Origin of the sequence: Methylocaldum sp. RMAD-M (genome assembly GCF_017832375.1) — a bacterium.
GTDB lineage: Bacteria > Pseudomonadota > Gammaproteobacteria > Methylococcales > Methylococcaceae > Methylocaldum.
This window is the reverse complement of record NZ_JAFIBZ010000008.1, coordinates 83,032-95,507: the sequence shown is the minus strand read 5'-3', so window position 1 is coordinate 95,507 and position 12,476 is coordinate 83,032. Positions and strand designations below refer to the sequence as shown.

The window sequence follows — 12,476 nt, the reverse complement described above, 5'->3', positions numbered from 1 at the left end:
GGTCAAGAGTTCTATCCCGAGCGCCCTGTCGATTGACTCGCCAGCCCGATAAGCTGCCGGGTCGGCGGATCAAAAACCTAGTTATTTGAAATTTGCGATGCGCTTCGATGCGCTTCCTGGGATGGCATCGGCCCGAACTCGCTTACGCGTGAGCAGCCATCCGAGGTAAGCCGCGGCAGCGACGTCATACGTGAGGCAGAAGGCAGGCCACCAGGCCGGCACGCCCGGGTTTGCGATGAACCGGCCATGGACGAAATCAAAGATGCCGTGTGCGAGCAGGGCGGCAACGATAAGCCACAACGTGTACTTGAATCCGGCGATAGAGGCGCCCAAAAACACCGCGGCAACGATGAGCTCAATAATCAATGCGTTCATGGAACCGCCCACGACCGCAAAGAGGACATAGTACGACGCGATGACGATCATCACCGTGGGATAAAACGCACGATCACGATCCAGGCCGAACAAGGTCGCCGACAGGCCGATCACAATGGCCAGAACCGCTCCGATCAGAAACGCCATGCTTGCTCCTCGGTTGAATTGCTATCCGACGAAGTGAAAAAAATCGCTTCGAGCATTTTGGGACGTTTAATTCGTTGAATGTGCATAGGCTGAGTTTTCGATCCAAGGATTTTTCAACATTCCGGCACTGATGTTCGGCGGACGCACGCAAGCGGAGTCTAGCGACGTTGCGGCCGGTCCGCTGAAATACCCTTTCGGGCTTCATCTATCCACGACGAGGTCCACGAATATGCCCGTACCGATATCGAACTCCCCAATGACCCGGATGGTGCCGGGGCGATAGTCGTCATAGACGATCACGTGGACGTGGTCGGCCCTATCCCTCGGATGCCGGATGAGCCAGGCGCCCGGCGGAACCTTGGCGCGCAACCGATGGCACTGGCCGGGAGGAGGCTGGTGTCCGGCAGGTCGGCCCGGATACCAGATACGGCATTCGCCCGGAGGGGGATAATGCCCCGGCGGGATATCGAGGCGGGTGTAGCCGTGTTCGTGGAAGTAAGGGTCATGCCTATCATCATCCCAGTCCTTCCCGGAGTAATGTCGGTCTTCTTCCTTTTTCCAATCCTTACCACCCTCCCAGTGCTTATCCTCCTTTAGCTCCATTCCGGGGTAATACCGGTCTCTTTCCTTTTTTCCCGACTTTCCGCTATCCCGGTGCTCTTCTCCTCTCCAGTCGCTATCCGAGTAATACCTGTCCTTCCCCTTCCCGGACTCGTCCTTTCCTTCGTCCGCTACTGCCGCGCCAAAGCAGCAAACGGCAAGAGCGACGGATAAGATCAGCCTGTTCGACATGTTCATTGTTTTTCTCCGAAACGTCTAGATCAGCACCGTGGGTTGGTTCAGATAAATATAACCACGATTAACGAGGCTGCTGGTGTCGTTACTGCGATTGGTTTCTTGCTCCAGCCGTACTCGCTCCCTATCTGCTTCGGACACGGCGGATCTTCAGCCGAGGGTAGCGGAGCGAGCTGTGTGCCACCAGGGTCACTACTGGTAATGAACTTTTGTGATCTTGGTCCATCGATTGCCAGGGAAATATGTGTGCAGATGCCTGAACATTGCGCCGGAGTCGGGTTGGCGGATACATCCTCCACGGGATGAACGTACCAGCATGTGCAGAGCCTCTGGCAATCTCGGGTCGCGCGGAGCCGTTCTCGCCCATGCCATAACCAAACCGGAAAGGTAATCGGTGGCATTGGAAGTTCTGCGCAGCTGCTGCCGTTCCACCCGGAGCGCCTCGATCGACTTCGGCGAGAGAAACTTGGGAGGAGGTTCGTCCATAACCGTGCCATACCCCATCTGAGCCCAAAAGACACTGGAGGGAAAGCCGCACCACCAGTTCTCTCGTTCACCATCCTGCGCCATCGAGCGACGCACATTGACCTGCGCGAACTCGTCCAGCGCCACCGAGTAAGTGATTTTGTCGCTCATGTTGCCGACCATGCCCGGATAGCGCGCGATCAGCATGGCGCCGAAGGCCCGGCGTCGGTTTCCGCCCGGCCCTCTAAGCATTTCGTCGACTAGACGTCCGGCTTCGGGGATCAGGTGTTTGATTCGGGGCGCGAATCTCCTTAGCACATCCCAGCGTTCGAGAACGAATGCACGCGTCCAGACCACCAGCGTCAGCTCGCGGCGAAACTTGTCCGGCAGTTTCTTCATGGCTGCGATTTGCGCCAGTTCATCGAGCGGAAGCCCCTCGTTGTCCTGGGCTTTTACCCAGTCGAGAACTTGCGGGCTTTGTCCGTACGCCGACAATCGATTGTCCAATACCGTGGCCGCGTTTCTGAACGCATCCGCGTGACAATTCAGAAATTCCACGAAGCTGTATTCAGGGTGAGACGAACGGGTGTCGATCGTTGGAACTTCGGGAACCGCGCCGACCTTTGCTCGCGCGCGCTGCCACTCGCTCAGGGCAGACTGGAATTTATCCTCGGCAGTCGGTTCATAGCCATAGAACCCGCGTGCATCCGTGTACCAGCAGGGATCGTGGGGACGGAGCCGTTCCATGTCGTTTTGCGTGATTGGCAATCCGGCCAAGCTTCGATAGGCGATGAACAGATAAAAATGATCGTAGGTCGGCTTGATCACGCCCAGCCGCCCCTGCGAGTACGTTTCGAGGTCCGTCATAGGCCATGCCGGCGGCTCGAAGATATTTCCCGGATAGGACGGGTCCTCCGGGAACCGGCACTCGCGCTTTCCGGACTCCGCCAACGCCGCGGAAGCCATGGCCGCAAACAAGGCAAGCAGGATGCACCTAGCAGATTTCATGCTTTTCCTTTTTGCTCGAATGGTTTTAGCAAGCCACGGCTCTTTGTTGGTTGTTGCTGGTTGTGGATCTTGCTCGTCCCCAAGTCTCCACCTGACAACCAGCAAATCAGCAAGAAGCGATATGACGTGCAGCTCAATCGGTCCGTTAATAGTGACGAATCAACCCAACCACGACACCAAGAATAGTGAAGTCCTCGGTAGGTTGGATCGCTGCGTAATTCTGATTCTCCGGCAACAATATCGGCCGTCCTTGGTTGAGCCTGAGCCGTTTGAGTGTTAGTTCGCCTTCAAGGGCTGCCACTACGATTTGTCCATCCAATGCGGTTGACTGCCTTTCAACAACGACAATGTCATTTTCAAGGATACCTGCGTCCACCATGGAGTCACCTTTAACCCGGATCAACATAGTATTGGTCGGGTCACGGACCAGGTAGGAATCTATAGACAAATCATCAAGAATGGCTTCCTCCACAGGGCTGGGCAGGCCCGCGTGCAGGTTCTCACCGATAGAGCGTTCGAAAAACCTCTTGCCTGGTCGTAGCCGTCGATCTGGTGCGCTGTCGAGGAACTGTTGTTCCTTCAACCGGCCAATCATCTGCGCAACTGATGCCTTGGACGATAGCCCAACCAACCGTCCGATCGCGGCATACGACGGCAAGGTCTTATGCTTAGCGTAGTAGCTACGCAGCGCCGCAAGGTATTGACTATCCGAAGGCATGTTCGTACGCTACCGAACGAACGTTCGGTAGTCAATAGGGACGCTACATGACAGATAATAATGCCATTCCGGATTCTTACGATGGGCGTGAGCAGGCGCTGATCAAGCACGAACTGCTCAGAAGCTACCTCCAACAACTGTTTCGAATTATTGGAATGAGCGCTGGACGTAACAGACGCATTGATCTCTGCTACGTCGACTGTTTCGCTGGTCCATGGGGCGATGATTCCGAAGACATGGAGGGCACCTCCATTGCAATATCTCTGCGCACTTTGGATGCCTGTCATCAGACACTTGCCAGCCATGGCATCGATGCGAACATCCGTGCGCTCTATATTGAGAAAGATCCGCCCGCATTTGCTCGTCTCGACACTTATCTACACGGCAACACTCCCAGAGGCATTTGCTCAGAGTGTTGGAAAGGAGATTTCGTAGATTTGCGCGACAAGCTTTTGCAGTGGGCAACTCGGGATGCTTTCGTGTTCTTCTTCATAGACCCAAAGGGCTGGAAGGAAGTCGGCATCGAGATTCTACGTAGGTTGCTGCAGCGTCCGCGTTCGGAGTTTCTTATCAACTTCATGTATGACTTTGTGAATCGCACCATGTCGATGGGGGACTGGCAGCAGGAAATGGCGGAACTCTTGGGCGAAACGATAAACCTCGATGGAATGTGCCCTAAGGAAAGAGAGCAATTGATCCTGAGGACCTACCGCGAGAACTTAAAGCGCTGCCTGTTCCTAAGCCTGAGTACCGGCCGAGATCGGCCTATGTTCGGGTGCTGGATCCGACCAAGGAGCGTCCCAAGTATCACCTTGTCTATGTCACCTCTCATCCGCAGGGGATTGTGGAGTTCATGACGATTTCGGAACAAGTTGATCTAGTACAGAAGAAAGTGCGAGCCCTCAAAAAAGGCGTTGAGCGGGAGCGGCGCACAGGCACACCAGATATGTTTGGCGCGGAAACGTTCGTTGATCAGAGTGCCGGGCATGTCAGCCCAGAAGATGTAGATCGTTTTTGGTTGGACTATCTGAAGTCAGGTATTCGCCGTATCGGTCGTAATGAATTTGCCGACATCCTAGAAGAAACAGACTGGTTTCCCCGCGATCTGCAGGCTTCGTTGGTCCGCCTCATAAAACGCGGTCTAGTATCCAATCTGGATGCAGTTGGCCGTCGACCCAAGAAACCGCTGCACTTTGAAAAAGGTGGCGAGCGTTTGCAACTAGTGGAGCGAGCAACATGAGTGGTAACAGCAAAATCGAATGGACCGAGCAGACATGGAATCCAACTGTCGGTTGCACAAAGGTTTCCCCAGGTTGCAAGAATTGTTATGCCGAGTCCATGGCTCTCCGCCTCCAAGCTATGGGCTTAAAGGGCTATGAGAACGGATTTCGCCTCAGTTTAAGACCTGAGCGTCTTTTGGAACCCTTGGGTCGGCGTAAGCCGACGATCTACTTTGTGAATTCAATGTCTGATTTGTTTCATGAAGAGGTGCCGTTCGATTACGTCGCACGTGTCTTCGACATTATGAGGGAGGCCAAGCAGCACACCTTCCAGGTTCTTACTAAGCGTGCCGAACGCATGGCCGCATTCTGTGCAGGGCGAGAGATTCCGCCCAACGTATGGCTTGGAGTCTCCGTGGAGAACAAGCGCCATGGTCTGTCGCGAATCGACGCGCTACGCAACGTCAATGCGACAATTCGATTTTTGTCCATCGAGCCGTTGCTTGAGGATTTAGGTCATCTGGATTTAACCGGAATCCACTGGGTGATTGTCGGTGGCGAATCCGGTGCTCGTGCTAGGCCGATGTGCGCCGAGTGGGTCGATAACGTTCGTCGCCAATGCCTGAATGCAGACGTTGCGTTCTTCTTCAAGCAATGGGGTGCTTGGGGTGCCGATGGGCAGAAGCGATCAAAGAAAGCGAACGGCCGTTCGTTGGGCGGTCAGGTTTGGGATGCAATGCCTGCATAGCGGCGTCGATTTGCTGGCCCCTACTTGGAAATCTGTGACATTGGAAGCTCCTGCTTCCGATGCCAGAGACTGACATAATGGTGCTTGAGCCTACCATTCCAGCATCGTTCAGCCGACTGCCTGGTGCAGCAAGAAGCGCGGCTATTGTCGGTTCGGGCTCAGTAATGCCTTCAGAGGGAGGGGCTATTGCGGACAGGATGGGAAAGGAAGCTGGAGCTTCCCACAAATGTGGTCCCAAGCTGGAGCTTGGGGCCTAGCAAATGTCGTTTCGATCGACTCAGCCGCCCGTCTGCACGCGTGCCTGATAAGTCTGCATACCACCGGAAAGCACCTTGACCTGAAAACCGTTCTGCGCCAATAGCCGAAACGCGTAATAAGCACGCTGTCCGACGCCGCAGATCAGCCAGATTTCGCGGTCCTGCGGCAGTTCGTGAAGCCGGTCGCGCAGGGTTTCGAGCGGCAGGTTCCGCGCGTTCGGGATGTGGCCGCCGGCAAACTCGGTTTCGCTTCGAACGTCCACCAGCAGGGCCGAGGTGTTCGCCAATTCGTCCCAATTCGCCAGGGGGAAATCCCCGCGCAGATGGTTGGCGGCGATCATGCCGGCCAGGTTGACGGGGTCCTTGGCGGCGCCGAACTGGGGGGCGTAGCAAAGCTCCAGGTCCTCCAGGTCGAACACCGAAGCTCCCTGCATCATGGCCGTGGCGATGACATCGATGCGCCGCGCCACATCGAGCTCGCCCACGCCTTGCGCGCCCAGAATTCTGCCGTCGGTCTCGGAGAACAGCAGTTTCATGTGGATCGGCTTGGCGCCCGGAAAATAGCTCGCATGGTGACCGGGATGCAGGTAAATCTTTTGGTAATTCATGCCGGCTCGCCTAAGCAGCTTTTCGTTGGCGCCGGTACAGGCGATGGTGAGTCCGAACACTTCGCACACGGCGGTTCCGAGAACGCCATCGAATTTCAGGGGAGGCGGTACACTGTTGCTGCGATCGAAATGGTGAAGAATGGCAGTCGCCGCGACGCGCCCCTGCCGGTTGGCAGGACCGGCCAGCGGGACCAGTTGCCATTCCCCGGTGACCCGATTTTTCACTTCGACCACGTCGCCCACGGCCCAGATGGCGGCATCGCTGGTGCGCATGTACTGGTCGACGCGAATGCCGCCAAGGGCCCCGAGTTCCAAGCCGGCGTCGGCCGCGAGTCCCGATTCCAGGCGCACGCCGATTCCGAGAATGACCAGATCGGCGGCGATGGTGTCGCCCTTGGATGTCAGCACGTTCAAGCCGCGTTCGGGGTGCTGGTCGAAGGCCGCGACGCCCTCGCCCAGTCTGAGGCTGACGCCGCGGGATTTCAGCCGTTCGGCGGCATAGGCCGCCATTTCAGGGTCGAGCGGCGGCAACACCTGGTCGGCCAGTTCCAGCAGGGTGACTTGAAGTCCCAGCCCGACCAGATTCTCGGCCATTTCGAGACCTATGAATCCGCCGCCCACGATCAGCGCGCGGGAGGCCCTGGCCGTTGCTGCCTTGATCTTCCGGCTGTCCGGAATATTGCGCAGCACGTGGATGCCGGGCAGGTCGATGCCGGGCAAAGACGGACGGACGGGCTTGGCGCCGGTCGCGAGGACCAGCGCGTCGTAAGGTTCTTGTCGCGTCGCGCCCGTCTTGAGATCGCGCACCTCGATCGTTTTGGCTTGCCTATCGATGCGGGTGACCTCGGTTTCGGTGTGCACGTCGATGTTGAAGCGGTGCTTGAAGAGCTCCGGACTTGCCACCAGCAATTTGGCTTCCGATTCGATCACGTCGCCCACGAAATAAGGCAGGCCGCAGTTGGCGAAGGATACATGCGGTCCGCGTTCGAACACGAGGATCTCGCAGGTTTCGCACAGCCGGCGCGCCCGAGCCGCGCAAGTGGCGCCGCCGGCCACGCCGCCGACGATGAGGATGCGTTTTTTCGTGGCATTCATGAGATCGAATCTCCAGTCAGCGAGTTGCGTTAGGTATTCACGGGCTAATATCCGAGCCAGGACGGCCGATTGTAGCGCTCGCGACGGGGCGGCAACACCGTTAGAACACCCTTGGTCCGAGATAGTGACGCGTGGCTGGGTAGGCCAGAGCAAGGCGATAGCCAGTTCCGGCGCTCGATCTACGAACTGGCGTCACCGAGTAGGTCAGTAATCCTTGCCGAACACAAGGAGTCGGCACGTGGAATCGTCGGCAAGGGGTTGCCGACATACCAACCTGTGCCGCCAAGTAGGTCGGGAATCCTTTCCCGACGTAGCAGGCTTGCGAGCGTAGTTGTCGGCAAAGGATTGCCGACCTATGAATGCTGCGAACAGGGGGTGCCAATGTGGTCAGGAGGCCTTGCCGAACATCCCAGGGCGGCGCATGGCATCGTCGGCAAAGGATTGCCGACCTACAAATGCCATGTATCGAAAGTAGGCTGGGATGACGAAGGAATCCCAGCAATCCCGCTAGTTATCATGCATGGGATGCATGGGATGCATGGTGCCGTGAGGATGTCCCGGCATGGCATCCGGGCCGTGCTCGGCGAGCTGGGCGTCGAACCATCGGTGTACGGCGGCGATCAGAGCGGGATCGCCGGATGAATAAACGATCTCCGCTCCATTCGGGAGTTCGCGGTATTCCACGTGCAATGTTCCCGGTTGGGCGTTTTTCAGCTCGGCGAGGCCCGGCATGTTTTCACCATGGATGCGAGCAGGATCGGAAAAATCGCCGCGGGCGAATTCCTCGGAAATCTTCGTCAGGTGCTGCCGGATGAGTTTGATCTGCCCGGCATTGGCCGGGTCCCGGACGACGACTTGCTGCACCCCTCCCGTTTCGGTCTTGGTAAAAACGTGCTGGGTTTGCTTGAGGTCGAAGGGCATGACCTCGGCCCCGCGTTTCGAGATTTCCTCCACGCGTTCCGGACTTGCCGTCTGTGCCGGCACCACTGTGGGTAATCCAAGAGCGAGAACGATCCCGGCAAATGCCCAAAGTCTTCGATTACGGCCTTGCATGACACGATCTCCAGTCAATTCGTCAATGCCCGGTTTTCAGATGCGCCGGACAGCATTCTTCGTAGCCCGGCACGCCCGTGCGGCGTTCGTACCAGGCGCGGCTGCGGTTGACCACGCCGACGGCGAGCAGCATCACCGGCACTTCGATCAAGACGCCGACCACTGTTGCGAGTGCCGCGCCGGATTCGAAGCCGAACAGGGCGATGGCGGTGGCCACGGCCAGCTCGAAGAAGTTGCTGGCGCCGATCAGCGCCGAAGGACCCGCCACGCAATGGGGCGAGCGTACGGCCCGGTTCAGGAGGTAAGCCAGTCCCGAGTTGAAAAACACCTGGATCAGGATGGGTACGGCCAGGAGCAGGATCACAATCGGTTGAGTCAGGATCTGCTCGCCCTGGAAACCGAACAGCAGCACCAGGGTGGCCAATAGCGCCGTCAGCGAGACAGGGTGCAGTACTTTCAGCAGCCGGTCCAGACGGGCGTATCCGTCCCCGTGGCGCAGAACCGCCATACGCAAGAGGTTGGCCAGGATCAGGGGTACGACGATGTACAGCAGCACCGACAGGAGCAGCGTGTCCCAGGGCACGGTGATCGCCGACAGCCCCAACAGCAAGCCGACGATGGGCGCGAAGGCGAAAATCATGATGATGTCGTTGAGCGCCACCTGGGACAGGGTGTAATGGGGCTCGCCGCGCGACAAATGACTCCAGACGAACACCATGGCCGTGCACGGCGCTGCGGCCAGGAGGATCAGCCCGGCGATGTAGGAATCGATCTGATCCGCCGGCAGCCAGGGCCGGAACAACTGACCAATGAAAAGCCAGCCCAGGAGCGCCATGGAAAACGGTTTCACGCCCCAGTTGACGAACAGGGTCACGCCCACCCCGCGCCAGTGCTTCACGACTCCTTTCAGCGCCTTGAGGTCCACCTTGACCAGCATGGGGATGATCATCAGCCAGATCAGCACCGCAACCGGCAAATTGATCTTCGCCATTTCCAGCCGTCCCACGGTTTGGAACGCTGCGGGGAAAAGATGCCCCAGCCCTATGCCGGCGACGATGCAGAGGAATACCCAGACCGTCAGATAGCGGTCGAACAGGCTCATGCCTTTGGCTTTTTCGCCCGGCCCGCGATCAGAGGGACGGACGCTTCGGGTTGTATTTCGGAATTTCTGTTTGTTCATGGCGGTAGCTTTCGCAAGCGGGTCAAAGAGTTTCCGTTCCGATGCGGTTGAGCGCCTCGGCCAGTTCCGACCGGGAGATCCTTTCCACCGGCAGCGCCAGCAGTCGGCGGATACGTTTTTCGAGGGCCGTGTAGGTCGCTTCGAAAGCGGCTTCGATGGTCTCGGGACTGCCGGTGACGTGGGCCGGGTCCGGCAAGCCCCAGTGCCCGCGAACGGCCGATCCCAGGTAAACCGGGCAGGCTTCCCCCGCCGCCGAATCGCAGACCGTGATCAGGATGTCGATCGGCGTGTCTTCGAGTGCGTCCCAAGACTTGCTGGCATAGCCTTCGGTCGGGAGTCCGTGGCGGGCCAGCGTCGCCAGGGCGTGCGGGTTGACCCGGCCGGTCGGATGGCTGCCGGCGCTGAAGGCACGAAAACGTCCCGCGCCCAGCCGGTTGATCAGGGCTTCGCCCAGGATGCTGCGGCAGGAATTGCCGGTGCAGAGTACGAGGACATTGAGCGGACGCGGGTTCACGGGCGGGTTCCTCGGTCAGGATGGATTGCAGCAGTTCGAAGCGGCTTTGATCTGTATGGCCGTGTCTTTGCCGAAGGTCGGTATGCTGCTCAGCGAGTGAAAGGCCTCCCAGGCGATGCCTTGGGGATCGACGGTCCAGTATTTGTCGGACTGGGCGTAGCAGCAGGCGGCTTGTTTTTGCGCCTCGACCGGCAGGGCCGCTTCGCTCAGGCCGCGGTTGACCTCTTCCAGCTCCTCGCCGGATTCGACCTGGAGCCCCAGGTGATCCAGGCCGGGCCGGCTTCCGCGCGCGGAAATGGCGAAGTTGATGCGGGGATCGTCCAGCATCCACTTGGCGTAGTCGTCTTTCAGGACGCTGGGCTCGGTCTGGAACAAGGCGCTGTAGAAACGGATGTTCTTTTCGAGATCGTCGACGGCGATATGGACATGGAATCTTTTCATGGCAAATGCTCCGATAGGTTACTCAGGTTTCGCGGACATCAATCTTGCGGTTTCAACTTCACGTAACGGCGGCTCTGCCGACATCTCGGCCAGTGCCCGTTGTTGCACCGACGGCGAGGATAGTCTTGCCCGCGCCGCCCTTGCCGATGAGAACAGGAGCGCGGGAGCAGTTCGAAGAACCGCACAGTCGTCGATCGCGGCACCTTAGCCGCAGCAACTCTGCACAACCGGGTGTTCGACCGGGTCTCCTTCGAGAAAACGATGGGCCAGTTGCAGCATCGCCCTTGCGGGGGTCTCCTTCACGCTCTGGGCGGTTTTCACGGCGCGCATCATGTCCTCCCGCGAGATGCCCAGCTTCTTCGCCTGCTGATAGTGGTATTTGAAACAGGGCTCGCAGTTGGCGGCAATCGCGGTGCCGATCGCTACGAGTTCGGCGACGGCGTCCGTATAAATGCTGGGCGCAGGCGTTTCGATGTTCAGTCCTGCCAGAGACGCCAGTTCCGCTCGGGCCGGATATCTGCCCTTGCTGCCGATATGGCCGTCCACCAGAAGCAGAGGCAGGCATTCGTTACCTTCCTTCTCCAGCGAGGCCTTCACGACCGGATTCGCCGCGAACGCTTGCGGGGCCTGGGAAAGGTTATGGCGGGCGACATCGACGCCTTGTTCCGACAGCCACTGCACATCGGCGGCGAATTGCGCGAGAACGGGGTCGACCTCAACCCCGCACACGCCCGTGCCGCAGCATAGAGCGGGATCGTAGATTTCGAGCTTTTTCATGGGATTTCCTCTTATGCAAGTGATGAGGTGGGAAGTGAAAAGGCTATTCGCCATGTTGCGGTATATCGACACGCCCGATCTCGCGGACTTTTTGCTCCAGCGCGAGCCGTTCCAAACTCGCGGGATTGAGGCTCGCGAACAAGGTGACGCGCCGATGAAGAACGGCGAAGGCTTTCGCGAAAGCCAGGCGCTTTTCGTCATCGGAACCGGCGACCGCCGCAGGATCGGGCACGCCCCAATGGGCCGTGATCGGCTGTCCGGGCCAGGCCGGGCAAACTTCGCCCGCTGCGTTATCGCAAACGGTGATGACGAAATCCAAATCCGGCGCGTCGGCTTGCGCGAATTCGTTCCAGTGCTTGCTCCGTGCGCCAGTGGCGGGAATTCCTTCTTTTGCCAGCCTTTCCAGGGCAAACGGGTTGACCGTTCCCGCCGGGTGACTGCCCGCGCTGAAGGTGCGGAAACGGCCCTGGCCAATTTGGTTCAATAAGGCTTCCGCCATGATGCTGCGCGCCGAGTTGCCGGTGCACAGGAAAAGTACGGTAAAGGTTTTGTCGGTCATGCCTGGGTTTCCTCGATGCCGGCGCAATCGGATGTGGCGGTCGGCTTGCAGGGCTTGCCGCTGCAGCAGTTTTCGGTCAGAAAGCCGAGCAGCTCGTTCATGGTCCGGAAATTGGCCGAATAGATGACGTAGCGGCTTTCCTGCCGGGACGAAACGAGATCGGCGTGGGCGAGTTCCTTCATGTGGAAGGAGAGCGAAGAGGGCGGAATGCCCAGCGTCTCGCTGATCTTCCCGGCGGACAAGCCTTCCGGCCCGGTTTGCACCAACAGGCGGAAGACGGCCAGGCGGGATTCCTGGGCGAGCGCTGCGAGGGCGGTGACGACTGATTTGATTTCCATGGTTCAAAGATTATAGAAATATAAAATAATTGCAAGCGGAATTTTCTCTCGTCCCCAATCTCCGGATTGGGAACGCTACCCTGGAAGCCCCCGCTTCCCGAACGACAGCAAGCAAGAGCTTGCAAGACCGGGTTCCCAAGCCCGAAAGCTTGGGAACCCGTAGAAAAAGAACTAGGCC

Annotated in this window: 15 protein-coding genes; 3 read left to right on the top strand and 12 right to left on the bottom strand. The window is 58.5% G+C overall.

The window, feature by feature from the left end; all coding sequences use genetic code 11:
* Nucleotides 1–81: 81 nt before the first annotated feature.
* The 4 genes from JOD69_RS10410 to JOD69_RS10395 form a co-directional block, all read right to left on the bottom strand.
* The gene (locus JOD69_RS10410; protein WP_077728549.1) at nt 82–522 is read right to left on the bottom strand and encodes a hypothetical protein; all 441 of its coding nucleotides are present in this window, start codon (nt 520–522) and stop codon (nt 82–84) included.
* 201 nt (nt 523–723) lie between these two features.
* Nucleotides 724–1,320 carry a hypothetical protein gene (locus JOD69_RS10405; RefSeq protein ID WP_086134919.1) on the bottom strand — a complete coding sequence of 199 codons (597 nt, stop codon included), beginning with the start codon at nt 1,318–1,320 and terminating at the stop codon, nt 724–726.
* Nucleotides 1,321–1,509: 189 nt separating this feature from the next.
* Nucleotides 1,510–2,790: a hypothetical protein gene (locus JOD69_RS10400; RefSeq protein WP_139841129.1), complete on the bottom strand. Its 1,281-nt coding sequence runs from the start codon at nt 2,788–2,790 to the stop codon at nt 1,510–1,512.
* Between the two features lie 145 nt (nt 2,791–2,935).
* A complete protein-coding gene (locus JOD69_RS10395) occupies nt 2,936–3,508 on the bottom strand; it encodes a S24 family peptidase (RefSeq protein WP_086134917.1) in 573 nt (190 codons plus the stop codon).
* Nucleotides 3,509–3,555: 47 nt separating this feature from the next.
* Between JOD69_RS10395 and tcmP the strand changes: the two genes are divergently transcribed.
* The 3 genes from tcmP to JOD69_RS10380 are packed head-to-tail and all read left to right on the top strand — an operon-like array spanning nt 3,556 to nt 5,476.
* Nucleotides 3,556–4,365: a three-Cys-motif partner protein TcmP gene (tcmP, locus tag JOD69_RS10390; RefSeq protein ID WP_086134916.1), complete on the top strand. Its 810-nt coding sequence runs from the start codon at nt 3,556–3,558 to the stop codon at nt 4,363–4,365.
* Nucleotides 4,362–4,748 carry a hypothetical protein gene (locus tag JOD69_RS10385; RefSeq protein WP_086134915.1) on the top strand — a complete coding sequence of 129 codons (387 nt, stop codon included), beginning with the start codon at nt 4,362–4,364 and terminating at the stop codon, nt 4,746–4,748. Before tcmP ends, JOD69_RS10385 begins: the two co-directional genes overlap by 4 nt.
* Nucleotides 4,745–5,476, top strand: a complete 732-nt coding sequence (locus JOD69_RS10380; protein WP_086134914.1) for a phage Gp37/Gp68 family protein — start codon at nt 4,745–4,747, stop codon at nt 5,474–5,476. The genes JOD69_RS10385 and JOD69_RS10380 overlap by 4 nt, the downstream gene beginning before the upstream one ends.
* A gap of 277 nt (nt 5,477–5,753) precedes the next feature.
* On the opposite strand, the gene JOD69_RS10375 is transcribed toward JOD69_RS10380, so the two are convergent.
* The 8 genes from JOD69_RS10375 to JOD69_RS10340 all read right to left on the bottom strand — a co-directional run bounded on the left by JOD69_RS10375 (nt 5,754) and on the right by JOD69_RS10340 (nt 12,298).
* Nucleotides 5,754–7,436 carry an FAD-dependent oxidoreductase gene (locus tag JOD69_RS10375; RefSeq protein WP_086134913.1) on the bottom strand — a complete coding sequence of 561 codons (1,683 nt, stop codon included), beginning with the start codon at nt 7,434–7,436 and terminating at the stop codon, nt 5,754–5,756.
* Between the two features lie 507 nt (nt 7,437–7,943).
* Complete coding sequence (locus JOD69_RS10370; protein WP_086134912.1) at nt 7,944–8,489, bottom strand: aspartate carbamoyltransferase; 546 nt, start codon at nt 8,487–8,489, stop codon at nt 7,944–7,946.
* 22 nt (nt 8,490–8,511) lie between these two features.
* Nucleotides 8,512–9,591, bottom strand: a complete 1,080-nt coding sequence (gene arsB, locus JOD69_RS10365; RefSeq protein ID WP_077728732.1) for an ACR3 family arsenite efflux transporter — start codon at nt 9,589–9,591, stop codon at nt 8,512–8,514.
* A gap of 100 nt (nt 9,592–9,691) precedes the next feature.
* Entirely contained in the window at nt 9,692–10,183 is a 492-nt protein-coding gene (locus JOD69_RS10360) for an arsenate reductase ArsC (protein WP_086134911.1), read from the bottom strand.
* Nucleotides 10,184–10,198: 15 nt separating this feature from the next.
* Nucleotides 10,199–10,624: an ArsI/CadI family heavy metal resistance metalloenzyme gene (locus tag JOD69_RS10355; RefSeq protein WP_086134910.1), complete on the bottom strand. Its 426-nt coding sequence runs from the start codon at nt 10,622–10,624 to the stop codon at nt 10,199–10,201.
* Between the two features lie 204 nt (nt 10,625–10,828).
* On the bottom strand, nt 10,829–11,401 hold the full coding sequence (gene arsD, locus JOD69_RS25225) for an arsenite efflux transporter metallochaperone ArsD (RefSeq protein ID WP_168183865.1): 573 nt from the start codon (nt 11,399–11,401) through the stop codon (nt 10,829–10,831).
* A 43-nt stretch (nt 11,402–11,444) separates the two neighbouring features.
* Nucleotides 11,445–11,960, bottom strand: coding sequence for an arsenate reductase ArsC (locus JOD69_RS10345; protein ID WP_086134909.1), 516 nt, complete (start codon nt 11,958–11,960; stop codon nt 11,445–11,447).
* Nucleotides 11,957–12,298, bottom strand: a complete 342-nt coding sequence (locus JOD69_RS10340) for a metalloregulator ArsR/SmtB family transcription factor (protein ID WP_086134908.1) — start codon at nt 12,296–12,298, stop codon at nt 11,957–11,959. The genes JOD69_RS10345 and JOD69_RS10340 overlap by 4 nt, the downstream gene beginning before the upstream one ends.
* Between the last annotated feature and the right edge of the window lie 178 nt (nt 12,299–12,476).